General features: G+C 61.2%; 24 protein-coding genes. 10 read left to right on the top strand and 14 right to left on the bottom strand.

Annotated features, from left to right (window positions below):
- Positions 1 to 10 precede the first annotated feature (10 nt).
- Complete coding sequence (locus Y708_RS0102540) at positions 11 to 2,401, top strand: ATP-binding cassette domain-containing protein (protein ID WP_028278704.1); 2,391 nt, start codon at positions 11 to 13, stop codon at positions 2,399 to 2,401.
- Positions 2,402 to 2,769: 368 nt separating this feature from the next.
- Here the strand turns inward: Y708_RS0102540 and Y708_RS0102535 are convergent, their stop codons facing one another.
- The gene (locus Y708_RS0102535; protein ID WP_028278703.1) at positions 2,770 to 3,189 is read right to left on the bottom strand and encodes a VOC family protein; all 420 of its coding nucleotides are present in this window, start codon (positions 3,187 to 3,189) and stop codon (positions 2,770 to 2,772) included.
- 98 nt (positions 3,190 to 3,287) lie between these two features.
- Positions 3,288 to 4,187 (bottom strand): LysR family transcriptional regulator ArgP, encoded by a 900-nt coding sequence (locus tag Y708_RS0102530; protein ID WP_028278702.1) that lies wholly within the window; start codon positions 4,185 to 4,187, stop codon positions 3,288 to 3,290.
- A gap of 68 nt (positions 4,188 to 4,255) precedes the next feature.
- On the opposite strand from Y708_RS0102530, the gene Y708_RS0102525 reads away from it, so the two are divergent.
- Positions 4,256 to 4,864 carry a LysE/ArgO family amino acid transporter gene (locus tag Y708_RS0102525; protein ID WP_155853636.1) on the top strand — a complete coding sequence of 203 codons (609 nt, stop codon included), beginning with the start codon at positions 4,256 to 4,258 and terminating at the stop codon, positions 4,862 to 4,864.
- A 37-nt stretch (positions 4,865 to 4,901) separates the two neighbouring features.
- Here Y708_RS0102525 and Y708_RS0102520 read toward each other — a convergent pair whose 3' ends face one another.
- Entirely contained in the window at positions 4,902 to 5,174 is a 273-nt protein-coding gene (locus Y708_RS0102520; RefSeq protein ID WP_028278700.1) for a DUF2277 domain-containing protein, read from the bottom strand.
- 549 nt (positions 5,175 to 5,723) lie between these two features.
- On the opposite strand from Y708_RS0102520, the gene Y708_RS0102515 reads away from it, so the two are divergent.
- Positions 5,724 to 6,005 (top strand): Lrp/AsnC family transcriptional regulator, encoded by a 282-nt coding sequence (locus Y708_RS0102515; protein ID WP_028278699.1) that lies wholly within the window; start codon positions 5,724 to 5,726, stop codon positions 6,003 to 6,005.
- The gene (locus Y708_RS0102510) at positions 6,006 to 6,731 is read left to right on the top strand and encodes a copper homeostasis protein CutC (RefSeq protein WP_028278698.1); all 726 of its coding nucleotides are present in this window, start codon (positions 6,006 to 6,008) and stop codon (positions 6,729 to 6,731) included.
- 44 nt (positions 6,732 to 6,775) lie between these two features.
- Here the strand turns inward: Y708_RS0102510 and trpD are convergent, their stop codons facing one another.
- Positions 6,776 to 7,834 carry an anthranilate phosphoribosyltransferase gene (gene trpD / locus Y708_RS0102505; RefSeq protein WP_051478474.1) on the bottom strand — a complete coding sequence of 353 codons (1,059 nt, stop codon included), beginning with the start codon at positions 7,832 to 7,834 and terminating at the stop codon, positions 6,776 to 6,778.
- Between the two features lie 149 nt (positions 7,835 to 7,983).
- Here trpD and Y708_RS0102500 point away from each other — a divergent pair, with 149 nt between their 5' ends.
- From Y708_RS0102500 to Y708_RS0102485, 4 genes are all read left to right on the top strand, one after another.
- Complete coding sequence (locus Y708_RS0102500) at positions 7,984 to 8,622, top strand: aa3-type cytochrome oxidase subunit III (protein WP_035775016.1); 639 nt, start codon at positions 7,984 to 7,986, stop codon at positions 8,620 to 8,622.
- 111 nt (positions 8,623 to 8,733) lie between these two features.
- Positions 8,734 to 9,528, top strand: coding sequence for a cytochrome bc1 complex diheme cytochrome c subunit (locus Y708_RS0102495; RefSeq protein WP_028278695.1), 795 nt, complete (start codon positions 8,734 to 8,736; stop codon positions 9,526 to 9,528).
- 67 nt (positions 9,529 to 9,595) lie between these two features.
- Positions 9,596 to 10,621, top strand: coding sequence for a cytochrome bc1 complex Rieske iron-sulfur subunit (locus Y708_RS0102490; protein WP_028278694.1), 1,026 nt, complete (start codon positions 9,596 to 9,598; stop codon positions 10,619 to 10,621).
- A gap of 1 nt (position 10,622) precedes the next feature.
- The gene (locus Y708_RS0102485) at positions 10,623 to 12,308 is read left to right on the top strand and encodes a cytochrome bc1 complex cytochrome b subunit (protein ID WP_028278693.1); all 1,686 of its coding nucleotides are present in this window, start codon (positions 10,623 to 10,625) and stop codon (positions 12,306 to 12,308) included.
- Between the two features lie 90 nt (positions 12,309 to 12,398).
- Here the strand turns inward: Y708_RS0102485 and Y708_RS0102480 are convergent, their stop codons facing one another.
- The 6 genes from Y708_RS0102480 to Y708_RS0102455 form a co-directional block, all read right to left on the bottom strand.
- On the bottom strand, positions 12,399 to 13,190 hold the full coding sequence (locus tag Y708_RS0102480; protein WP_028278692.1) for a GntR family transcriptional regulator: 792 nt from the start codon (positions 13,188 to 13,190) through the stop codon (positions 12,399 to 12,401).
- A 145-nt stretch (positions 13,191 to 13,335) separates the two neighbouring features.
- A complete protein-coding gene (locus Y708_RS0102475; RefSeq protein ID WP_028278691.1) occupies positions 13,336 to 13,737 on the bottom strand; it encodes a cytochrome c oxidase subunit 4 in 402 nt (133 codons plus the stop codon).
- A 2-nt stretch (positions 13,738 to 13,739) separates the two neighbouring features.
- Complete coding sequence (gene ctaD, locus Y708_RS0102470) at positions 13,740 to 15,464, bottom strand: aa3-type cytochrome oxidase subunit I (protein ID WP_028278690.1); 1,725 nt, start codon at positions 15,462 to 15,464, stop codon at positions 13,740 to 13,742.
- A gap of 18 nt (positions 15,465 to 15,482) precedes the next feature.
- The gene (gene coxB / locus Y708_RS0102465) at positions 15,483 to 16,334 is read right to left on the bottom strand and encodes an aa3-type cytochrome oxidase subunit II (RefSeq protein WP_028278689.1); all 852 of its coding nucleotides are present in this window, start codon (positions 16,332 to 16,334) and stop codon (positions 15,483 to 15,485) included.
- Positions 16,335 to 16,520: 186 nt separating this feature from the next.
- A complete protein-coding gene (locus Y708_RS0102460; protein ID WP_028278688.1) occupies positions 16,521 to 16,913 on the bottom strand; it encodes a HesB/IscA family protein in 393 nt (130 codons plus the stop codon).
- Between the two features lie 201 nt (positions 16,914 to 17,114).
- Entirely contained in the window at positions 17,115 to 18,518 is a 1,404-nt protein-coding gene (locus Y708_RS0102455; protein WP_028278687.1) for a dipeptidase, read from the bottom strand.
- A 105-nt stretch (positions 18,519 to 18,623) separates the two neighbouring features.
- On the opposite strand from Y708_RS0102455, the gene Y708_RS0102450 reads away from it, so the two are divergent.
- Positions 18,624 to 19,211 carry a DUF3043 domain-containing protein gene (locus Y708_RS0102450; protein ID WP_028278686.1) on the top strand — a complete coding sequence of 196 codons (588 nt, stop codon included), beginning with the start codon at positions 18,624 to 18,626 and terminating at the stop codon, positions 19,209 to 19,211.
- Between the two features lie 85 nt (positions 19,212 to 19,296).
- Here the strand turns inward: Y708_RS0102450 and Y708_RS0102445 are convergent, their stop codons facing one another.
- Positions 19,297 to 20,385: a quinone-dependent dihydroorotate dehydrogenase gene (locus tag Y708_RS0102445; RefSeq protein WP_028278685.1), complete on the bottom strand. Its 1,089-nt coding sequence runs from the start codon at positions 20,383 to 20,385 to the stop codon at positions 19,297 to 19,299.
- Between the two features lie 62 nt (positions 20,386 to 20,447).
- Here Y708_RS0102445 and Y708_RS0102440 point away from each other — a divergent pair, with 62 nt between their 5' ends.
- Positions 20,448 to 21,500, top strand: a complete 1,053-nt coding sequence (locus tag Y708_RS0102440; RefSeq protein ID WP_035775015.1) for an alpha/beta hydrolase — start codon at positions 20,448 to 20,450, stop codon at positions 21,498 to 21,500.
- On the opposite strand, the gene Y708_RS0102435 is transcribed toward Y708_RS0102440, so the two are convergent.
- The 3 genes from Y708_RS0102435 to Y708_RS30710 all read right to left on the bottom strand — a co-directional run.
- Positions 21,482 to 22,276, bottom strand: a complete 795-nt coding sequence (locus tag Y708_RS0102435) for an isoprenyl transferase (RefSeq protein ID WP_028278683.1) — start codon at positions 22,274 to 22,276, stop codon at positions 21,482 to 21,484. The two genes, Y708_RS0102440 and Y708_RS0102435, sit on opposite strands and share 19 nt — an antisense overlap.
- A complete protein-coding gene (gene recO / locus Y708_RS0102430) occupies positions 22,273 to 23,022 on the bottom strand; it encodes a DNA repair protein RecO (RefSeq protein WP_028278682.1) in 750 nt (249 codons plus the stop codon). Before recO ends, Y708_RS0102435 begins: the two co-directional genes overlap by 4 nt.
- Positions 23,023 to 23,100: 78 nt before the next feature.
- Positions 23,101 to 23,236, bottom strand: a 136-nt coding sequence (locus tag Y708_RS30710) for an alpha-isopropylmalate synthase regulatory domain-containing protein (RefSeq protein WP_035775014.1), incomplete at its 5' end; no start/stop codon positions are given.

Genomic DNA, 23,236 nt, shown 5'->3' with positions numbered 1-23,236 from the left:
TGGAGACATGATGAGCATGGATACGAGCAGCGACGCACCCTCTCCCGAACTGCACGCAGCCGACAATCACGACCTGATTCGTATTCAGGGCGCGCGCGAGAACAATCTCAAAGACATCAGCTTGGAGATACCGAAGCGCCGCCTGACGGTGTTTACCGGCGTGTCTGGCTCGGGAAAGAGCTCGCTGGTATTCAGCACAATCGCTGCGGAGTCGCAGCGGATGATCAACGAGACCTACAGTGCCTTTGTGCAGGGGTTTATGCCGAACCTTGCCCGGCCGGACGTTGACTTCCTTGAGGGACTGACCACCGCGATCATCGTCGACCAGGAGCGGATGGGCGCCAACCCCCGCTCCACCGTGGGGACCGCCACGGACGCCAACGCGATGTTGCGGATCCTGTTCAGCAGGCTCGGCGACCCACAGGTGGGGCCGCCAACTGCCTTTTCATTTAATGTTCCGACGCGCAAGGCGAGCGGGGTGATGAGCACCGAGAAAGGCGGCAGGGTCGAGAAAAATGTGGTGCGCAACACGGTCTACCTCGGCGGCATGTGCCCGCAGTGTGAGGGCATGGGCTCGGTGACGGACTTCGACCGGACCGCACTGTATGACGACACCAAGTCACTCAGTGAGGGCGCACTCACCATCCCCGGGTACAGCATGGACGGCTGGTATGGCCGCATCTTCAGCGGCGCGGGCCTCGACATGGACAAGCCCGTCGGGGAGTTCACTCCAAAGGAACTGGACAACCTGCTGTACAAGGAACCAACCAAGATCAAGGTTGAGGGCATCAACCTGACGTACGAGGGTGTGATTCCGAAAATCCAGAAGTCAATGCTCTCCAAGGACCGGGAGGCGATGCAGCCGCACATCCGCGCTTTCGTGGAGCGGGCGGTGACGTTCACGTCCTGCCCCGAATGCGACGGCACCCGGCTCAGTAAGGAGGCCCGGTCGTCACGAATCAACGGTAAGAACATCGCGGAGGTCTGTTCGATGCAAATCAGCGATCTGGCCGTGTGGGTCCGTGGCATTGCCGAGCCGTCGGTGGCACCACTGGTCGCCGGGCTCCAGCACCTGCTCGACTCGTTTGCGGAGATTGGCCTGGGCTACCTCGCGCTCGACCGGCCGTCCGGCACTCTGTCCGGCGGAGAAGCCCAGCGCACCAAGATGATCCGGCACCTTGGCTCGTCCCTCACCGATGTCACGTATGTCTTCGACGAGCCCACGATTGGTCTGCATCCACACGACATTGAGCGGATGAACAACCTGCTGCTGCAACTGCGGGACAAGGGGAACACTGTGCTCGTCGTGGAGCACAAGCCGGAGACCATCGCGATCGGTGACCACGTGGTCGACCTGGGTCCCGGTGCCGGTACGGCGGGCGGGACTGTCTGCTTCGAGGGCACGGTGGAGGAGCTGCGGGGGAGTGACACCACAACCGGACGCCACCTCGACGACAGCGCCCGCCTCAAGGACGAAGTGCGTTCCTCGTCCGGCGCGCTGGAAGTCCGTGGCGCGTCGACGCACAACCTGCAGGAGGTGGACGTAGATATCCCGCTCGGGGTGCTCTGTGTGGTCACGGGAGTTGCCGGCTCCGGCAAGAGTTCGTTGATTCACGGTTCGGTGGCAGGACGGCCGGGCGTGGTGGTAATCGACCAGGGTGCTATCCGCGGTTCCCGGCGCAGCAATCCCGCAACGTACACCGGGTTGCTCGAACCGATACGTAAGGCCTTCGCGAAGGCGAACGACGTCAAGGCCGCGCTGTTCAGCTCGAACTCCGAGGGAGCCTGCCCAGCATGCAACGGTGCCGGTGTGATCTACACCGAGCTGGGCGTCATGGCCACCGTCGAATCCACCTGCGAGGAGTGCGAAGGCAAACGGTTCCAGGCGTCAGTGCTGGAATATCGACTCGGCGACTCGAACATCGCCGAAGTGCTGGCAATGCCGGTGACTGAGGCCGCGAAGTTCTTTGGCGGCGGTGTGACCAAAGTCCCGGCGGCGTCGAAAATCCTCGACCGGTTTGTGGATGTGGGCCTGGGTTACCTGCGCCTCGGTCAGCCACTCACCACGTTGTCCGGCGGCGAACGGCAGCGGCTCAAGCTCGCTACCCATCTGGGTGAGAAGGGCGGCGTCTACGTGCTTGACGAGCCGACCACGGGCCTCCACCTGGCCGATGTTGAGCAGCTGCTCGGTCTCCTTGACCGGTTGGTCGATTCGGGCAAGTCGGTGGTTGTGATCGAGCACCACCAGGCGGTCATGGCTCACGCCGACTGGATCATCGACCTTGGCCCTGGCGCCGGCCACGACGGCGGCCGGGTTGTCTTTGAGGGTACGCCCGCCGAGCTTGTTGGAGCCCGCTTGACCCTCACCGCACGGCACCTCGCGGCGTACGTCAACACGTGATGCGGACGCATCTCCGGCGGATATCGGGATATCGCGGTTGGCGCAGAATTATGTCAAGTAATTGATGCTTCTACGTGCTGGAAAGTGTTGAGAATTTCGGTGCCGCGATTCAGGCAGTTCCGTGACGACTCCGCCTGCTGTGCGTCCGCCCACTGTGCGGCTTGGTTTGCGCTTGCATGAAAGCCGCCATAAGATCCGACGCTCAATGCCACCGCCATCCTCGTATGAACGGGTTGGTCCAGGCAGATCGACGCAACCACATCAACGCAAGGGAATTGCACCCAATCCGCCACTTCGATAAGTGCCGATAATCAACATTATGTCAAGTACTGTATTTCCGCGCAGGTGTGGCGTCGCGTCCGTTCCAATTACTCCGCCGGCTTTCCCGCGATGTTGACCAGCCAGTCGACGCCGAATTTGTCGGTACACATTCCGAAAGAATCGCCCCACGGCGCCGGCTCGAGCGGCAGGGCGACAGTTCCGCCGTCGGACAGCTTCTCCCAGGAGCCGCGCAGCTCGGTTTCATCCTCGCCACTGAGCGAAATGGAGCAGGAATTGCCAGGATTGAGCTCCATTCCATTTGGAGTATCGGCGCCCATCAACACCAGGCCGCGGTCGGTTTCCAGCATCGAATGCATGATCTTTTCCTGCTCGGATGGATCTTCGCTGGTCTGAAATTCACCAAACGTGCCGGACGTGAGTTCACCGCCAAAAACGGAATGGTAAAAAGACATGGCCTCGCGTGCGTTGTCGCGGAAACTCAGGTAAGGATTCAGTCTGGTGGTCATGTCCGGCCTCCTGGTTTTGTCTCGCTCGGTTGGAGTACTTTTGCGCCCCATGGTCAATCATCGCGGACCGTCTGACGGATGAAAAGGTTAGCGGCCCATCACTTCTGGATGAGCTGACGGCGCGCCGTCGAGCGCACTGAATCCGATACGACATCCAACAGCCGCGACCCGATCCGCCATCGTTGCCAATACAGCGGCACGTCCTGCGGGCTCGACGGCGCAAGGTCGATCAGGCGCCCCGAATCCAAGCTCCCGACGCATTGCAGTTCGGGCAGCATCCCCCATCCCAGGCCGGACGTGATGGCGGCGGCAAACTCGACGGACGACGGTACGTAGTGTGCTGGGAAAAGAGGCCGTTTCCCCGTGGCGGCCAACAGGAACTCCTCCTGCCGCGTGTCCTTGCGGTCGAAATTGACGATCGGCGCCCGTGAGAGTCCGCCCAGTGCAGGAGCGTCGGGCAGCCATTCCGCGACAAACTCCGGGCTTGCCACAGCGCGGTAGCGCATGATTCCGAGCAGCTGGGAGCTGCAGCCCTGCACCACTTCCGGGGCCGCGGTCACCGCTGCCATGACACTGCCGGAACGGAGCATCATGGCTGTATGCCTCTCATCGTCCTGCCGAAGATCGAATCTCACGGCCCGCCTGCCGGTGATTCCACCGACAGCTTCCATGAACCAGGTGGCCAGCGAGTCTGCGTTGACGGCGAGCGGAATGGTGACGGGTTGCTCACTCCCCTGCCCAGCACTCAACTCCCCCGCTGCGTCCAACTCGAGTTGATGGAACTGCCGGGCAAGGCGGAGGATCACCTCGCCCGGCTCGGTGGCCGCCACGGGTGAGCTGCGCCGCACCAGCACTTTTCCAATTGACTGCTCCATCGTCTTGATACGCTGCGAAACCGCCGAGGCTGTGATGCTCAGGCGCCGCGCTGCCGCTTCAAAACTGCCCTCCTCCACGACCACGGCAAAAGTACGCAGCTGGTCCAGCTGGAGATCTATCATAAGCACCCCTTAGGTATCGTAAAAAACATTAGCTGGTCATCTTCGATTCCGGATAATAGGTTTGCTGAATGATGTTCATCCAGCACCTCGTCATCGGTTTTGGAACAGGGCTGGCGCTCATTGTTGCCATCGGCGCACAGAACGCGTTTGTACTCCGCCACGGGTTGCGTGGACACAGGGTTGCGGTGGTTGTCCTCATTTGCGCGCTGTCAGACGCGGTCCTGATCGTTGCGGGCATCGCAGGAATCGGCCGTCTGCTCGACTCGGCGCCGGCAGCGGTGGAGATCATCAGGTGGGCCGGCGCGGCGTTCCTTCTCGCCTACGGCGCGATGGCCACCCGCCGGGTCTTCCGTCCGGGCTCCCTCACGGTCGAACACAATCAACAGACCACGCGCTCAGCCGTGCTCACCATCCTGGCGCTGACCTGGCTCAATCCCCATGTCTACCTGGACACGGTTCTTCTGCTGGGCACGATTGCCAACCAAAATGGTCCTGCAGGCCGCTGGTGGTTCGGCGCAGGCGCCGTCACCGCCAGCCTGCTGTGGTTCAGTGCGCTGGGCTTCGGAGCCCGCGCGTTGCGGAGATTCTTCGCGCGTCCCCGATCATGGCAGATCCTCGACGGTGCGGTCGCCTTCGTCATGATTGCACTGGGCGCAAAAATGGCGCTGGGCGTGTGAGACCGGACCGCCGTCGTCCGGTTGTACGGTTGTCCGCCTACGCGGTGGCAAACCGTTTGGCCGAGCGCTCCTTGGCCTTCAGTGATTCCTCTTCGCGGTCCTTGGGAGGCGCGGAGGTCACCAACTGCGCCAGCAAACGCGTGGTAACCACGTCGATGTCAATGACGGCCTGGTCGAATGCTTCCTGATTCGTCTTTGACGGCTTGGTGGAACCGCTGACTTTCCGGACAAACTGGAGCGCCGCTGCGTGCACCTCGTCGCTGGTGGCTTCCGGCTCGAAATTGTGAAGGGTCCTGATGTTTCTGCACATGTAGTCAAGGGTAGGACCAGTGCGCGGCTATTGAAACAGCGGGGTGTGGAGGCGGTGCGCCCAACCACTAGGCTTGGAACATGTCGCCGGAGAAACCCGCAGAACACCCTGTCCATCGCGGCCGGCACCATGCACCCTGGCCATTCTGGCTCGCCTTGGATCTTATGCTTATTCTCGCTTTTGCCGCGTTGGGGCGGACCTCGCACGGCAATGGCCTGGACGCAGGAGGCGTCCTGCTGACGGCGGCTCCCTTTGCGGTCGCTTGCCTGCTTGGCTGGGCGGCTATACGCGGCTGGCGGGCACCACAGGCTATATGGCCTTCCGGCGTGGTTATCTGGTTGGGAACCGCGGCCGGAGGCCTCGCAATCCGCGCACTGTTCGACGGTGGAGTTGAGGTGGCTTTCCAGGTAGTTACCCTGCTTGTGCTGGCGATCTTCCTCCTGCTTCCACGCGCCCTCGCCGCAACGGCGCTCAGCGTCCGCAAATCCCCGGCGGGCCCTGCCGCGCCGCAGACCACCTCCCCCGCCAACCGAACCAAGGAGCCGACACATGATCACTGCTTTCGTCCTCATCCAGACCAATGCATCACGCATTCCGGAATCCGCCCAGGAGATCTCCGACATCGAAGGAATCAGTGAGGTGTACTCAGTCACCGGGGAATGGGATCTGATTGCCATCGCCCGGGTGAACCGTCATGAAGACCTTGCCGACGTCATCGCCGACCGCCTGTCCAAGATCGACGGTGTGGAATCGACCACAACGCAGATCGCTTTCCGCTCGTATTCGAAGCATGACCTCGACGCTGCGTTCTCCCTCGGCTTCGAGGGCTGAGTGCGTGTAGAAATTGCGGTTCAGGACGTCGAGGGTGCGCAGATAGCGCACGACGGCGGCGCGCAGCGTGTTGAATTGTGCGTGGGACTTCCCCTCGGCGGCCTCACACCCTCGCTTGGTCTGCTCGAGGCGGTGCGGGCGGAACTGCCGGGGCTGCAGGTCCACGTTCTCATCAGGCCCCGTCCGGGAGGGTTTGACTACTCCCCCGCGGAACTCAACGTTATGGAAGCCGATATTCGCCATGTCTCCGACCTCGGCGCTGCAGGCGTTGTCCTCGGTGCCCTGACAACGGACCGACTCGTCGATGCGGAGGCTGTGCGGCGCCTGGTCACTGCAGCAGGACAGCTCGAATGCACTTTCCACCGCGCAATCGACCAAACCGCCTCTCCGGTGGATTCGCTGGCTGCGCTGCAGGAACTTGGGCTGCACCGGGTGCTGAGCTCGGGAGGTGCGCCTGCCGCAGGGCAGGGCATCCGGACGCTGCAGGCAATGGTTTCGCTAGCCGGCACGGTGACGGTGATGGCTGGCGGCGGGGTGCGGATTGAGGACCTTCCCGCACTGTCCGCCGCGGGAATCCGGGACGTCCACCTTTCGGCGAAGACAGTTCGCGGCGGCACAGGAAGGAGTGTTCCGCTGGGCAACGCTGATCACGACGGCGCTAACCACCAGGTGACCGATCCACAGCAGGTTGCCGCCGCCGTCGAACTTGGCTCTTCCCTTCCCTAGGAGCTGGTAACGCGGATCCCCTAGGAGCTGGTAACGCGGATCCCCTAGGAGCTGGTGACGCGGATCCAACGGTTGAGGACCTCCTGCGCGGCACCGGAATCAATGGATTCCTCCGCGCGGGCCATGCTGTCCTTGATCCGCTCCATCAGCGGCGTGTTGTGGCCGTTATCCAGCGCTACTAGTCCTGCTGCGGCATTGAGGACGACGGCGTCGCGCACGGGTCCGTGAACGCCCCTCAGGAGTGCGCGCACCACGTCAGCGTTGCTGGCGGCGTCGGAGCCGCGGAGAGCATCGACGGACGCTACCGGGATACCGAAATCCTCCGGATGGACTGAATGTTCCGTGACGGTTCCGCCGCGGACCTCCCAGATGGTGGACGAACCGCTGGTGGTCAGTTTGTCCCGCCCGTCGCTCCCCCGGAAAACCAGGGCCCGGATACCCCGTGCGGCCAGGACACCCGCCATCAGGGGTGCCATGCGTTCGTTGGCACAGCCCAGTGCCTGCGCTTCAACACCTGCGGGATTGCTGAGCGGTCCGAGGAAGTTGAAGGCGGTCGGCACGCCAAGTTCCCGGCGCGGAACAGCGACGTGGCGCATCGATGGGTGAAAAACCTGTGCAAAACAAAAGGTGATGCCCGCCTCCTCCGCCGAGCGGGCAACGTCGTCGATCGAGAGATCCAAGCGCACGCCGAGAGCTTCAATGACATCGGCGGCACCCGCAGACGAGGAAGCACTGCGGTTGCCATGCTTGACCACCTTGGCGCCGGCCCCAACTGCAACCAGTGAGGACATGGTCGAAATGTTCAACGTGTTCAAGCCGTCGCCGCCGGTGCCCACGATGTCGAGCGCAGCTCCCGAGACCTGGATCCGGTGCGCCCGTGCAAGCATCGCTTCGACCAGCCCCACCAGTTCCTCAACTGATTCGCCCTTTGCCTGCAGGCCCACCAGAAAGCCCGCAACCTGGGCATGGGTGGCTGCACCCTCCATGATGGTGTCCATGGCCCAACGGGTCTGGTCGGCACTCAGGTCCTGTCCCGAAATGAGTTTCGAGATCAGTGCGGGCCACGTGGTGTGAACCTCTTCCGGCAGCGATTTACGTGTCACAGCTCTAGGTTATCTACGAATTGTAGAAAGTCCTCTTTTCTTTACTTCCGCGCCGTTGCAGGGAGCAAAGCGGGTTGCGTACTCCGCGGGACGCGCCGATGGGGTTTGCGCATTGGTGAAGTGCCCTGTTTTAGAGACATAATGTGTCTGTGACGACAGCGACCCATGCCCCCAGCACCACTGCGCATCCAACGTTGAACCGGCCAAATATGGTCTCGGTGGGAACCGTTGTATGGCTTTCCAGCGAATTGATGTTCTTTGCGGGACTGTTCGCGATGTACTTCACCCTCCGCTCCACGTCCGGAGAAATGTGGGCACTGGAGACGGAGAAGCTGAACGTTCCGTTTGCCCTGATGAACACGATCATTCTGGTGTCCAGCTCGTTTACGTGCCAGATGGGCGTCTTCGCAGCGGAGCGGCTGCAGCCAAGGCGCATCGGCAGCATGTTCTCCCTGCCCAAGTGGGGAATGGTCGAGTGGTACTTCCTGACCTTCCTGCTGGGCTCCGTGTTCGTCGCCGTGCAGGGATATGAGTATGCCGTCCTGGTGTCTGAAGGCGTGTCCCTGTCCTCCAATGCCTACGGCTCGTCGTTCTATATCACTACCGGGTTCCACGGAATCCACGTCCTTGGCGGGCTAATAGCCTTCCTCTTCATCATTGGCCGCGCTTACGCGGCTAAACGTTTCGGCCACTTCGAGGCGACCTCCGCCATCGTCACCTCCTACTATTGGCACTTTGTCGACGTGGTATGGATCGGGCTGTTCATCATTATCTATTTCTTGAAGTAGTTTTTACTTGAACCGTTTTCTACCCGGTGTAGAATTGGCGTGGCAGTGCAGGCAGAATGCGGCAGAGGCTGTGCACAGGATCAAAGCAATACAGAAGGCAGGAACCAGCACGTGAAGGCACTTTCGCAAAGGCGACGTCATCCTCTGGCAGCGATAGCTCTGCTCCTGATGGGACTGTTAGTAACGGGCGGCATTTACGCCGTTGCGAGCACGGCTAACGAGGCCCAGGCTCAAACCGCCGTTTCTGCCAGCGATGTGGAGGAAGGCGAAAAACTCTTCGTAGCCAACTGCGCAACCTGTCACGGAATGGGAGCCTCCGGCACGGAGGACGGCCCGTCCCTGGTCGGTGTCGGCGCCGCCTCGGTCGATTTCCAGGTTGGTACCGGACGCATGCCGCTCCAGATGCAGGGCCCACAGGCGCAGGTCAAGCCACCGCAGTTCACCGACGAGCAGACGCGCCAGATGGCGGCTTACGTGGCTTCCTTGGGAGCCGGGCCGGCGATTCCGGGCGAAGAGGTGCTCGACACCACCGGTGAGGGAGTGGATCCTGCCAATGGCGGCGAATTGTTTCGCGTCAACTGCGCCATGTGTCACAATGCCGCAGCGGCCGGTGGCGCACTCACCAGAGGCAAGTTTGCTCCAGGCCTGGAAGGTGTGAGCGCGAAGCACACCTACGAAGCTATGGTTACCGGGCCCCAGAACATGCCAGTCTTCAACGACGCAAACATCACCCCGGAGGAAAAGCAGGACATCATCGCATTCCTCGAGGTTATTGATGAGCAGGGCTCACCGGGCGGAGCCGATCTGGGAGCCCTTGGGCCGGTCTCCGAGGGATTGTTCATCTGGGTTGCAGGACTCGGCGTGATTATTGCCTTTACCGTCTGGCTGACATCCAGGTCCTCCTGACCTGGGCTGTCACCGCAATTTACACACAGGACCACTATGAAGCATCACACGAAGGATGAGAGGGATCATGGCCGATCGTAGTCACGGCAGTCCGGAGCACTCGGGCACCGTTGCTAAGCCTGGTCAGGGCGAGGTGCAGAAGTTCCAGGATCCGGGCCTTCCGCCGCACCGCCCGCGCCTGGCGGACGTGGACCCGCGCGCGGAGAAGCGGGCCGAGCGCCAAGTGGGCATGCTGTTCACGGTGTCGATTCTTGGAACACTGATCTTCTTCTTCGGTTACTTCTTTATCCCGCTGGACGAGACCATTGCCACCTTACGCTTGCAGAACCTGCTCCTTGGGCTGGGAACCGCCTTCGCGATGCTCGGGATCGGTGTAGGCATTGTTCACTGGGCCAAAACTCTGATGCCGGATCACGAGGTTTCCGAGGACCGCCATGTGCTTCGCTCGGAAGCGGACAGGGTTGACGCGGAGAAGATAGTGGGCGACATCCTGGAGGAAACCGGAATTAAACGCCGGCCGTTGATCCGCAACACCCTCCTCGGTGCTGGAGTATTGGCTGTTCTTCCCGCCATTGCTATCTTCCGCGATCTTGGACCACTGCCCGGTGACGTGCTGAAACACACCATGTGGGATGAAGGCGTCCGCCTCACCAGGGACCCCAGCGGAACGCCGATCAGGGCCTCAGACGTGACCATTGGATCAGCGTTTCACGTAATCCCGGATGGCTTGAACGATCTTGAACACAAGCTGGAAGAAAAAGCCAAAGCGGTGGTTCTTTTGATGCGTTTGAACCCTGAGTCTCTGGCTCCTTCGCCGGGCCGCGAGGACTGGGGTTACGAGGGAATTGTCGCCTACTCCAAGATCTGCACGCATGTGGGCTGTCCCGTGGCCCTCTACGAACAGCAGACCCACCATCTGCTGTGTCCGTGCCACCAGTCAACCTTTGACCTGACTCAGGAATGCAAGGTTATCTTCGGCCCGGCCGTTCGTCCGCTCCCCCAGTTACCCATCTCAGTTGACGATGAAGGTTATCTGGTAGCCACGAGCGATTTCCAAGAGCCAGTAGGACCGAGTTTCTGGGAGCGTGGCTGACATGAGCAGCTCAACCGTCGTCAACGAGTACCAACCTAAGACCAGCGTTGGGCGTATCACCAACTTTGTGGACTCCCGTGTGGGTGGCTCCGCCATGGTCAAAGAATTTGGCCGCAAGATATTTCCTGATCACTGGACGTTCATGTTTGGTGAAGTCGCGCTGTACACGTTTGTCATTTTGCTGTTGTCCGGTACCTTCCTGACATTCTTCTTTGACCCCTCCATGACGGAGGTTGCCTACGACGGAAGCTACGTGCCTCTGCGCGGCATAGAGATGTCAGCGGCGTATGCGTCTTCGCTGGACATTTCGTTTGATATCCGCGGCGGTCTGTTCATGCGGCAAGTGCATCACTGGTCAGCGCTCCTGTTTGTAGCAGCGGTCTCCGTGCATATGCTTCGCGTATTCTTCACCGGAGCCTTCCGGAAGCCCCGCGAACTGAACTGGGTAGTAGGCAGCGTACTGCTGATCCTGGCAATGGCAGCGGGATTCACGGGTTACTCCCTCCCGGATGACCTGCTCTCGGGTAACGGGCTGCGCATCATCGACGGTGTCATCAAGTCGATCCCCGTCATCGGCACCTACATCAGCTTCTTCCTCTTTGGCGGGGAATTTCCGGGAACAGTCATCATCCCCCGGCTGTACGTCCTCCACATCCTGCTGATCCCTGCGTTGATCCTGCTGCTGATCGCTATCCACCTGTTCATGGTGGTTGCTCACAAGCACACTCAGTTCCCCGGCCCGGGGCGCACCAATGACAATGTAGTCGGATACCCGGTTGGCCCTGTCTATGCAGCCAAAGCCGGCGGCTTCTTCTTCATTGTCTTCGGTGTGGTCGCAGCTATATCCGCTGCATTCACCATCAACCCGATTTGGAATTACGGTCCTTACGACCCATCACCGGTGTCTGCTGGAACCCAGCCTGACTGGTACATCGGCTGGGTTGATGGTGCCCTTCGTTTGATGCCGGGCATTATTGCTGGAATTCCATTGGAGTGGGAGATCCCGTTCCCCTGGGGCGTGAACACGCTCTCCCTCAACGTCCTCCTCCCGGCACTGGTGCCAGCAGGACTAGTCTTCACCCTCATGTTCGCGTGGCCGTGGATCGAGTCCTGGATTACCAAGGACAAGCGTGAACACCATTTGCTCGACCGGCCCCGTAACGCGCCCGCGCGCACTGCGGTCGGCGTGGCTGGCGTGGTCTTCTACTGCGTCATGTGGGCAGCAGCCAGCTCCGATCTGATTGCAACCCACTTCATGGTTTCGCTGAACGACGTCACGTACTGGCTGCGTGTGTTGTTTGTGATCGGTCCATTCATCGGATTCATTGTCGCGCGCCGCATTGCTCTGGCCCTGCAGCGCAAGGACCGCGAGATAGCCCTCCACGGAAGGGAGACCGGACGAATTGTGCGTCTCCCCCACGGCGAGTTCATCGAAGTACACGAACAGGTTGACGCCTACAAGCGCTACACGTTGGTGAACTTCGAGTCGCATGAGGTTTTGCCTGCGGAAGCGGATGTGAATGGGCACGTGCCCAAAAATGAGAAACGGCGTGCCTGGATCTCGAAGTTCTTCTTTGAGGACCGTGTTGCTCCTGTTACGCCGGCTGAGCTTGAGGCCGCCCACTCCCATGGTCACCACGGTGAGGTAGCTGGAGAGCACGATAAGGCGTCCATCTCAAGCCACTGATGGACATCCAAGGCTGATGAGGGACCGTTCGCCCGAACCGGGCGAACGGTCCCTCATTCTTTTGAACCAAGATTCTTGGGATCAGGAAATTCAGCCCAGGCGTTTTGAGCTGTACGCACGCGGAGTCCGCACTCCCGGCCTCTGCAACGGCACCCAGAGCTTGTAACGGTCCGCGCGGTAATAGGAGACCGAGTAGTCCACCATCGCGCGCGCAACATAGGCGTGGCGCTGAATTTTCAGCAACGGGGCACCCATCTCCACGTTGAGGAGCCGGGCAATCGACGGTGATGCGGCAGTTGCCTCGATGGTGTCCTCTCCCCACTCCATAACCAGCCCAAAGCGCTCACTGAGCACGTTGTACAGGGAGGTTGGCGGAGAATCGTCAAGGATGCCGGGCACCCGGTGCGCTGGAATGAAATTCTCGTCCACACTCATGGGTTCCCCGTCAGCGAGGAGCTGTCGTCGAAACCTGATAACCGGTTGACCCTGCTCCAGTTGCAGTTCCCTGGCAATAAGCGGTGTGGCGGCCATCTGCTCGAAACTCAGCACCCGGGCATCTGGCACCATGCCTCGGCGGTGCATTTCCTCGCTATAGGAGGTGAGCTTCATCTGTAGGTCGAGCTTTGTGTGTGCAACAAAGGTTCCCAGACCCACGATGCGTTCGAGGACCTCCTCGGCCACGAGCGCATCTATTGCATGACGGACAGTCATCCGGGCTACGCCGAAGTGCACAGTGAGCTCGCGTTCAGATGGAATGGCGGTTCCGGGCTCGGCATGCCCCATCACAAAGCTCCGCAGTATTTCCCGCAGTTGTACGTGTTTGGCTACGGCAGAGTCCGGGTCAAGGGAACCCGCAATGGACTGGAGCTGACCCGATACCATTTGATGCGCCTCTTCCTGAGGCCCTTTTGGCCACTTACCTAAGTCTAGGCATCGCCAATCCGTCACGGTCCCGCTAAATTTTTTGAACGTTAACTGTTGAAGGGGCCCACTCAACCGTGCGGACCCCTTTCAAAACAATGTCCTATTAGTGCGCGTGATCACCGCGGCTGTATTCGTACACCCAACCAACCAGGGCGATCGCTGCCAGCCCCGCACTGATGTAAAGGATCCACCATCCCACGGCCAGTCCAAGGAAACCGCCGGCGGCGGCCAGGCCCAGCATCAGCGGCCACCAGCTCCACGGGCTGAAGTGCCCTTGTTCACCGGCGCCCTCGTGGATTTCCCCATCCAGGCGATCCTCGGGGCGCATGCCCACCCGCCGGCCGGTGAAGCCCAGATAGAAGCCGATCATTCCGGCGAGCCCACCGACCAGCATGAGACCCAGGATGCCTACCCACTCGGACCAGTTGGTGAGAAATCCGTAAACCAGCGCAACGGGGACAAAGAAGGGTACTCCCCAGAGGAAGAGCTTGGTTTCAATCTTCATGCTCAGGCGTCCTTCCTGTCGGCCGCACCAAGCAGTGCTCCCGCTGCAGACTCGTTGGGAGTGTGCCACTGCGCAAGCTCCGGATGATGCAGGTCCAAGGCGGGGCGTTCCGAACGGATACGCGGCAGCGACGTGAAGTTGTGCCGTGGTGGTGGGCAGGATGTCGCCCACTCCAGTGAGGCGCCGAAGCCCCAGGGATCGTCTACCTCTACTTTGGTACCGCTTCGCCACGTGACATAGATGTTCCAGAAGAATGGAATCAAGGAGGCACCGAGCACAAACGAAGCGATGGTGGAGAACTGGTTCATTGCGGTGAACATGTCCTCCGGCAGATAATCGGCGTAACGCCTGGGCATTCCGATCACGCCGAGCCAGTGTTGGATGAGGAACGTGCCGTGGAACCCGAGGAACAGCATCCAGAAATGAATCTTGCCCAGACGTTCATTCAGCATTTTTCCGGTCCATTTTGGCCACCAGAAGTAGAATCCGGCGAACATTGCGAACACCACGGTTCCGAAGACCACGTAGTGGAAATGCGCCACCACGAAGTAGGTGTCCGACACATGGAAATCGAGTGGCGGGGACGCGAGGATGATGCCCGTCAATCCGCCGAAGAGGAACGTCACCAGGAAGCCGAGGCTCCAGAGCATCGGAGTTTCGAAGGTGAGCGACCCCCGCCACATGGTGCCTATCCAGTTGAAGAACTTCACGCCGGTGGGCACGGCGATCAACATGCTCATGAAGGCGAAGAAGGGCAGTAGTACGGCCCCGGTCACGTACATGTGGTGCGCCCATACCGTGACTGAGAGCGCTGCGATGGCGATGGTGGCGTAGACAAGTCCCTTGTAGCCAAAGATCGGTTTCCGGCTAAAGACGGGGAAGATCTCGGACACAATACCGAAGAAGGGCAATGCGATAATGTACACCTCGGGGTGTCCGAAGAACCAGAAAAGGTGCTGCCAGAGTATGGCCCCCCCGTTGTCCGGATCGAAGATGTGTGCTCCAAACCGGCGGTCGGCGCCCAGTGCAAAGAGTGCGGCAGCCAGTGGTGGGAACGCCATCAGCACCAGGATGGAGGTCACCAGCGTGTTCCAGGTGAAGATCGGCATCCGCCACATGGTCATACCCGGTGCCCGCATACAGATGATGGTCGTGATGAAGTTCACCGCACCGAGAATGGTCCCGAAACCGGTCAAGGCCAGACCAAAGACCCATAGGTCCCCTCCTACCCCCGGGGAGAACGTGGTGTTTGATAAGGGCGCATAGGCAAACCAGCCGAAGGACGCTGCGCCCTGCGGAGTGATAAAGCCGGACACCGTGATGATGCCGCCAAACAGGAAAAACCAGAAGGCCAGCGCATTTAACCGAGGAAAAGCAACATCCGGCGCACCAATCTGCAGCGGCATGATCGCGTTCGCGAAACCAGCGAACAACGGAGTGGCGAAAAGCAGCAACATGACTGTTCCGTGCATCGTGAACAGCTGGTTGTACTGTTCCTTGGTCTGCAGGATCTGCATCCCGGGCTCAAACAGCTCAGCGCGGATGACAAGCGCCATCACTCCGCCAAGGCAGAAGAAGATGAACGAAGCAATCAGGTACATGTACCCGATGGTCTTATGGTCGGTGGTGGTGATCCAGTTGACCACAATCCGTCCCTTGGACCGCGGAACGACCCGCGGCGCAACGGTGGTCCCGGTATCCTCAGCGGTGTATTCGTAGGTAGACATCAGTTTCTCCTGTCCCCTCTACTCTTCGTCTTCGAGAGCTGGCTGCGGATTGCGGTCGTATTCTTCGCCAAGCTGGCCATCCTCAAGCGTCTCCAAGTGGGCTTCATACTCCGCCTGGGACACAACTCGGACATTGAACAGCATCTCCGAGTGAGACTCGCCGCACAACTCGGCGCACTTACCCTCGAAGGTACCTTCCCTGGTGGGAGTCAACGTGATGTAGTTGGTGCGCTGCGGGATCATGTCCCTCTTTTGGAGGAACGCCGGTATCCAGAATGAGTGGATGACGTCACGTGAGTTCAGCTGGAATTCGACCGTCTGATTCACCGGAAGGTACAGAGTGGGAAGGGTTGCAGGCACTCCCTCTTCGCCATCGAGCTGCGCCTGCACACCGGCGTCGTACTTGTTCTCATTCACATAGTTGAAGTCCCAGGACCACTGCTTGCCGCGGACGTCCACTATGACGTCCGGGTTGTCGACGCGGGCGTCAATCACCTGCTGGTCGCGGTCTGTGAAGTAGAAGAAGACCAACACCATGAACAGCGGGATGGTCAGGTAGAAAACCTCCAGTGGGAGGTTATAGCTGATCTGGCGGGGATAGCCGGTCTCATTGCGACGGCGGCGGTAGGCCACGATGCACCAGATAATCAGGCCCCACGTAATCACACCCACTACGAGGACTGCGATCCAGGAATTCACCCACAAATCGATGATTCGGCCGGTGTGGTTGGTATTGTCCCGCTCAGCAGGCAACCATCCCTTTTGGACTTCTGATGAACATCCCGACAAAAACAGCGCGCCCACCAACATGAGGCTGGAGATCTTGAGGATCTTTGCGCGTCGGCTGCCGGTTCGGTCCTGCGAACTCACAGACGGCCCTTCCTTTTCTTACGTGCTTCACCGCCCTTGGGCGGCAACGGCTCCCGTGCACCGAAAGCGTGCACATTCAGTTTTACTACTCACTGTAGAGCTTACCCGTAACGTAGGCCATCCTGTGACAACTGCGGACCCGCCGCACGGCGTAAATTGCCGTTTTGCGCGGTCGGGTCCGGCGTGTTAGTGGAAGGAGTCTCCGCAAGCGCAGGATCCGCCCGCGTTGGGGTTGTCGATGGTGAAACCCTGCTTGGAAATGGTGTCCTCGAAGTCGATGGAAGCCCCTGCGAGGTAGGGAACACTCATCTTGTCAACAATGACCTCAACGCCGTCGAACCCGCGGACTGCATCTCCATCCAGAACGCGTTCGTCGAAGTAGAGCTGGTAGATGAGGCCTGAACAGCCGCCGGGTTGAACTGCCACCCGCAGGCGTAGATCCAGCCTGCCTTCCTGCTCAAGCAGGCTGCGTACTTTGTCCGCTGCGACATCGGAGAGATTTACTTCATGGACAGGGAGCCCGCTGTCTGTGGATTCCTCAGTGACGACGGAACTGGATTCGCTGGTGGAAGTGCTCATGTTCTGGGTTCTCCTTGCTGTTGCCTGGCCGGGTGCGATCTTTGCGTGTGGCTGGCCTGGCCGTTGTGGTCCTGCGCACCGACGCCGCGTGGAACGATCCCTTTCCATGGTACGACGGTTGCCTGCATTGGGAACAACGACAGAGGCAACGGGATCATTCCGGCGCCCTTGTCCTGACCCTGTCCCTCGGTTGATGCGCGGCTATAGTCCGTCCGCGTCGATGCGCGCAAGCAGTAGTGCCTCGGCCAGCACGGCCTTGCTGAATTCCACCAGGTGAAGCGACTCGTTGGCGCTATGCGCACGTGAATCGGGGTCCTCCACACCTGTAATGAGAATCTGCGCGGCGGGGAAGAGTTCAGTCAAGTCCGCAATGAACGGAATGGATCCACCCATTCCCGCCTCGACCGGTGCAACACCCCAGGACTGCTCGAGTGCCCACAGAGCAATGCGGGCCGCCGGCGCAGAGGTATCCGTGGCGAAGGCGTTGCCCGACTCCCCCGGCGTGAAGACCACGTACGCACCAAACGGTGCGTGGTCGACGACATGGCGTTTCACGGCTTCCATCGCTTTGACGGGATTGTCACCGGGCGCCAGCCGCAGGCTGAACTTTGCGCGCGCGCTCGGGAGAAGCGTGTTGGAGGAGACGGCAACGGAGGGTGCATCGAACCCGATGATGGACAGCGCGGGCTTGGTCCACAACCGTGACGCTATTGAGCCGGTTCCGGCCAGCCTCACACCATCCAGGACTGAAGCATCCATGCGGTAGTCAGCCTCCGGGTACTCCACGGCGGCGTCATCTCGGCGGGTGAGACCGGCGATCGCAACATCGCCGTCGTCGTTATGGAAGGTCGAGATCAGGCGCGCGAGCAGCGTCGGTGCGTCCAGGACCGGTCCACCGAACATTCCCGAGTGAACGGCATGCTCAAGAACCTTCACCTCCACGGTGCCGTCAACCAGCCCGCGCAGGCTCGTAGTGAGCGCCGGAGTGCCCACCTTCCAGTTGCTTGAGTCGGCCACGACAATGACGTCGGAATGCAGGAGGTCCTTGTACTCCTCCAGGAACCGCCGGAATGTCGGGGATCCCGCTTCCTCCTCGCCTTCGATGAACAAGGTGACACCTACGCCAAAGTCGACGCCCAGAACGTCGTCAACCGCCCGAAGAGCTGCGATGTGCGCCATGATGCCGGCCTTGTCATCTGCCGCGCCCCGTCCGTACAACCGCCCGTTCCTTTCCGTCGCTTCAAAGGGGCTGCTGTCCCACAGTTCAGCCGCGCCCGGAGGCTGAACATCGTGGTGCGCGTACAGGAGCACCGTGGGCCTGCCTTCCTTCGCGGGACGGCGCGCGACGACGGCGGGACCACCGGGAACGCCATTGTTATCCACCCGCAGGATGCGGACATCTTCGATGCCGGCGGCACGGATCAGCGCGGCAACGGCCTCAGCGCTCCGGTCAAGCTCAGCGGCATCGAATGCTTCCCAGGCAATGCCGGGGATGGCTACGAGCGATGTCAGCTCCCGCACGGTCTGGTCGAAGTTGTCCTCGACGCTGGAGCGGAAGGCATCCACGTTGATGCCGGACTGTTGATCATCAGGTTCATGGTTCATAGCAATTCAGCCTACACAGCAGCCGTCCGGCCGCCGGTGGACGCACACCGTTCCGTCCCGCGGAGCAGTGTCCGGCTGGTTCGGCACGGCGGGTATCCTTGAAGGGTGTTTGGACGAAAAAAAGAAGCCCCCGCTGCCCAGGATGTTCTCGACCAATTGACCGCGGAGCAGTCACTGCATGCTGCGGGTAAAGGGGTGCCCACTCCCAAGCGGAGCGCGCAGGAGGCAGCGCGCAGGCGTCCCCTGGTACCCAATGACCGGAAGGCCGCCAAAGAAGCGGGCCGTACAGCCCAGCGGGAAGAGCGGCTCCGCATGCGCCAGGCCCTCGACACCGGTGATGAGCGTTTCCTCCCCTTCCGAGACAAGGGACCGAACCGCCGGTTTGTGCGGGATACCGTCGATGCGCGGTGGAATCTCGGTGAGTTCCTGATGATTGCCGCTCTGGTCTTTGTGGTGTTCAGCTTCATCCCGAGCCTGAGCGTTCAGAGCATTGTCATGCTCGCGTTCTGGGTGATCATTGTGGCGGTGGTCCTGGACTGCATCCTCCTGAGGAGGAAGCTGAAGTCGCGGCTGACTGAGAAGTTCGGCGAACCGATGCGCGGTGACCTGTGGTACGGCATCACCCGGGCACTCCAGATTCGTCGTCTGCGTCTTCCGAAGCCCCAGGTTGGACGCGGTCAGGCGCCGTCCTAGCCTGGACCTTGCCTCCGGTCCTGGCCAGGACCCACGCCGCCCCGTGACCTTACGGGGCCCCGTGTGCCTACGACGCTCTGCGTGCCTACGACGCCCCATGCGGGCGCAGACGCAGCAGGCGTTCCAGCTGCCGGTTGATCCGCGCAGCCCAAAAAGGACCTTCATAGAGGAATGCCGTGTAGCCCTGAACCAGGGTGGCTCCGGCATCCAGTCTCTCCAGGACGTCTGCCGCACTCTCCACTCCCCCTACCGCAACGATTGCGAGGTCGGGGCCCGCTGCGGTTCTTAGCCGCTTCAGCACCTGGAGGGACCTCGCACGCAGCGGCGCTCCGCTCAAACCACCCACCCCGCACTCCATCACTTCTGCATCCGGGCTGGACAAGCCCTCACGGGTAATTGTGGTGTTGGTGGCAATGATGCCGTCCAGCCCCAGTTCCAGTGCAAGCGCAGCAACATCATCGATGTCCTGATCGGTCAGATCGGGCGCAATCTTCACCAGCAGGGGGACATGCCTGCCAGCACTTGAGTCCGCGGCCACGCGTACAGCGCTGAGCAGGGGTCTCAGGGACTTGACGCTCTGCAGCAGCCGAAGCCCGGGGGTGTTGGGTGAGCTGACGTTCACCACCAAATAGTCCGCCACCGGAGCAAGTTCCCTCGTGGATATCAGGTAGTCCTCCACAGCGTCAGACAGGTCCACGGATTTGGTCTTGCCGATGTTCACTCCCACAATCGGCCTGTTCGCGCGGTAGCGGCGCTCCAGCACTCCGCGGGCACGCGCGAGGCGCGGGGCCACGGCGGCGGCGCCGTCGTTGTTGAATCCCATCCGGTTGATGACCGCCTTGTCCTCCACCAGACGGAACAGCCTTGGCTTCGGGTTGCCGGGCTGCGCCCGGCCGGTGATGGTTCCCACCTCGACATGGCCAAATCCGAGATCCGTCAGCGCGGCAATGCCGTGACCTTCCTTGTCGAAGCCGGCAGCCAGGCCGAAGGGCGAGGGAAAGGTTATACCGAACGCGGTGGTCTGCAATCCCACATGCGGGGTTGCGATCCGCCTCAGCACTGCCGATGCGGGTGTCCGTCCGGCCAGGCGGATCAGGTTGAATCCGATTCGGTGCGCCCTTTCGGCATCCATGCCACTGAGAACGAGCCGGAAGAAGGCGGGATAAATGCGCATGGTCTAAAGTTGCCATGCTTGTCGCCGCCTGAACAACTCGGCGGGGCGGGATACTCTCAAGCATGGTCATCGATTGGAAACCGGATCACCTGGGTGACGGTTACGCCTGCGTGGAACTTGACCTCGGGAGCGACGATGAGGGGCCCAGCCCAGCCACTCTGGTCTCCTACACTCAGCCACCGAAGGAACTTCCAGGCCATCTGGAGGCTTTTTACCGGCGGCTTACCGGAGCAGGGAAACCGCGCGGGTCCGTTCCGGCCGTTCTTTACATCCATGGGTGGAGCGACTACTTCTTCCAACGGGAGCTTGCCTCGTTTTTCTCAACGCGTGGGACAGCGTTCTACGCACTGGACCTGAGGAAGTACGGCCGCAGTCTCCGCCCGTGGCAGACGCCCGGTTACGTTGCGGATCTGACCGAGTATGACGCCGACATCAGCGCGGCGCTCGACACTCTGGCGCCCGACGTAGTGGAGAAACATGGTGTGGGGCCCGAGAGCATTTCCATCATGGCCCATTCAACCGGCGCGTTGGTGGCCGCACTGTGGGTCCACCGCTTTCCGGGGAGGATCCGCTCCCTGATCCTCAACAGCCCCTGGCTGGATGTGCAGGGCAGCTCGATTCTACGAACCACCACGCAGGGACTGCTGGATCCGATCACCCGCTTCCGGCCGAAGGCCCGGCTGAAACTTCCCGAGTTTGGGTTCTACTGGTGGAGCATCAGCAATGCGGGCGACGGCGAATGGGAGCTTGATCCGCAGTGGAGACCGCAATTTGGCTTTCCCATTCGTGCCGGGTGGCTGACCGCAGTGATGCTTGGGCACGCTCAGGTGCGCCGCGGTCTCTCCGTCGATGTTCCGGTCCTCGTCCTCGCTTCGGCGAAGTCGACGGTGAGCGCCGCATGGAGCAACTCGATGCTCACCACCGACAGCGTGCTTGACGTAACACTCATGACCCAGCGCGCACTGCAGCTGGGATCGCACGTCACCGTCTGCAGGTTTGATGGTGCCCTGCACGACGTCCTGCTCTCAGCACCCGCCGTTCGCAGCCAGGTATACAACGAGTTGGACCGCTGGATCTCCTGTTATCTGCACACCGGTCAGCCTGTCGCGGACTGATCCACGGCACCGCCGTAACGCCGGTCGCGGGACGCGAACTCCTGCACGGCGGCCCACAGCGTCCGGCGGTCCACATCGGGCCACAGCGTGTCCATGAAGACCATCTCGGCGTAGGCGGACTGCCAGAGCATGAAATTGGAAATGCGCTGCTCGCCCGACGTCCGGAGGAACAGGTCCACGTCCGGAAGGTCCGGTTCGTCCAGATACTTCTGGATGGTTTTCTCCGACACGGCGGAGGCTTTCAACCTACCCGCCCGCACCTCTTCGGCGATGGCCTTGGCCGCATCGGCTATCTCTGCCCGGCCGCCGTAATTGACGCACATGGTCAGGGTGCAGGCGGAGTTGTACCTGGTCTGCTCCTCGGCGATCTCCAGTTCATTGATCACCGACCGCCAGAGGCGGGGACGGCGGCCCGACCAACGGATCCGCACTCCCCACTGGTTAAGCTGGTCACGCTGCCTGCGGAGGACATCCTTGCTGAACCCCATCAGGAACCGGACCTCCTCCGGCGACCGCTTCCAATTCTCTGTGGAGAAGGCGTAGACCGAGACGTGCCGGACACCTATCTCGATGGCTCCGGCCATGACGTCCAGGAGCGCGGCTTCACCCGCCCGGTGGCCCTCGGTGCGCGGCAGCCCACGGCTGTTGGCCCAGCGCCCGTTGCCATCCATGACAATGGCCACATGGCCTGGCACCAGCTCGGGTGGAACCGAAGGCGGCACGGCACCGGAGGGATGCGGCCATGGCGGGACGGGGACTGATGGCTTATTTTTCACACACGCTCCACGTATTTGAGAGACTTTACGGCCCGTTCAAGGTGCCATTGGAGATAGGCGGCGACCAGACCGGCACTTTCACGGCGTTCCTGATTTTCCGACGTGTCGGCCGTGGACCAGTCACCCGAGAGCAGCGCAGCGAGCAGGATCATGGACTCAGGAGACGGCGATGCCGACCCGGGGGGACGGCAGCCCGCGCACACCGCTCCACCAAGCGGCGCCGAAAACGCGGTGTGCGGCCCAACGGCACCGCATCGGGCACAGTCGGTGAAGTTTGGAGCCCAGCCAGCGGTTGCGAGCGCCCGCAGGAGGTACGAGTCGAGGATCAGCTCGGCGGGATGCAGGCCCCTGCTGAGCGCAGAGAGAGCGCCGACAACCAGGTTGTACTGCGCGGCCGCCGACTCGCCGTCGGCGTCCGTTAGCCGCTCGGCGGTCTCCGCGATGGCGGCCGCAGCCGTGTACCGGGAGTAATCCGAAGCGATTCCATGCCCGTATGCACCCTTGGTCTCCACCTGCGTCACCACGTCAAGCGTGCGTCCCGCAACGAGTTGCAGATCAACGGTCATGAAGGGTTCCAGCCGCGCACCAAACTTACTGCTGGTGCGGCGGATGCCTTTAGCGACTGCCCTCACCTGCCCGTGTTCGCGCGTCAGCAGGACGATGATGCGGTCCGCCTCGCCAAGTTTGTAGGTACGCAGGACCACACCTTCGGTCCGGTAGCTGCGCGACGCGAATGACTTGGACACCGTATTATTTTCCCACTTGATCGCGATCGTGTGTGCTGGCGCGCCGTCGAAAATTGCGGCGGACCTGCCGGCAGCGGTCTAGCCGCGGTCCCGGATGGCGCGGTTGACGGCTGAGATCACGGCTTTGAGCGAGGACATGGTGGTGTTGGAATCGATGCCCACGCCCCAGAGAACCCGCTCACCCACCGCGCATTCGACGTAGGCAGCGGCTCGG

The organism is Arthrobacter sp. H5 (assembly GCF_000520595.1).
Lineage (GTDB): Bacteria > Actinomycetota > Actinomycetes > Actinomycetales > Micrococcaceae > Arthrobacter_D.
The sequence above is the reverse complement of the archived record's forward strand: the minus strand, read 5'-3'. Positions and strand labels throughout refer to the sequence as shown.

Bases quoted from the DNA above. Each gene is read 5' to 3' on its own strand.
- Y708_RS0102540 (WP_028278704.1), top strand. From the start codon at position 11: ATGAGCATGGATACGAGCAGCGACGCACCCTCTCCCGAACTGCACGCA.
- Y708_RS0102535 (WP_028278703.1), bottom strand. From the start codon at position 3,189: ATGACCACCAGACTGAATCCTTACCTGAGTTTCCGCGACAACGCACGC.
- Y708_RS0102530 (WP_028278702.1), bottom strand. From the start codon at position 4,187: ATGATAGATCTCCAGCTGGACCAGCTGCGTACTTTTGCCGTGGTCGTG.
- Y708_RS0102525 (WP_155853636.1), top strand. From the start codon at position 4,256: ATGATGTTCATCCAGCACCTCGTCATCGGTTTTGGAACAGGGCTGGCG.
- Y708_RS0102520 (WP_028278700.1), bottom strand. From the start codon at position 5,174: ATGTGCAGAAACATCAGGACCCTTCACAATTTCGAGCCGGAAGCCACC.
- Y708_RS0102515 (WP_028278699.1), top strand. From the start codon at position 5,724: ATGATCACTGCTTTCGTCCTCATCCAGACCAATGCATCACGCATTCCG.
- Y708_RS0102490 (WP_028278694.1), top strand. From the start codon at position 9,596: ATGGCCGATCGTAGTCACGGCAGTCCGGAGCACTCGGGCACCGTTGCT.
- Y708_RS0102485 (WP_028278693.1), top strand. From the start codon at position 10,623: ATGAGCAGCTCAACCGTCGTCAACGAGTACCAACCTAAGACCAGCGTT.
- Y708_RS0102480 (WP_028278692.1), bottom strand. From the start codon at position 13,190: ATGGTATCGGGTCAGCTCCAGTCCATTGCGGGTTCCCTTGACCCGGAC.
- Y708_RS0102475 (WP_028278691.1), bottom strand. From the start codon at position 13,737: ATGAAGATTGAAACCAAGCTCTTCCTCTGGGGAGTACCCTTCTTTGTC.
- ctaD (WP_028278690.1), bottom strand. From the start codon at position 15,464: ATGTCTACCTACGAATACACCGCTGAGGATACCGGGACCACCGTTGCG.
- Y708_RS0102460 (WP_028278688.1), bottom strand. From the start codon at position 16,913: ATGAGCACTTCCACCAGCGAATCCAGTTCCGTCGTCACTGAGGAATCC.
- Y708_RS0102455 (WP_028278687.1), bottom strand. From the start codon at position 18,518: ATGAACCATGAACCTGATGATCAACAGTCCGGCATCAACGTGGATGCC.
- Y708_RS0102445 (WP_028278685.1), bottom strand. From the start codon at position 20,385: ATGCGCATTTATCCCGCCTTCTTCCGGCTCGTTCTCAGTGGCATGGAT.
- Y708_RS0102440 (WP_035775015.1), top strand. From the start codon at position 20,448: ATGGTCATCGATTGGAAACCGGATCACCTGGGTGACGGTTACGCCTGC.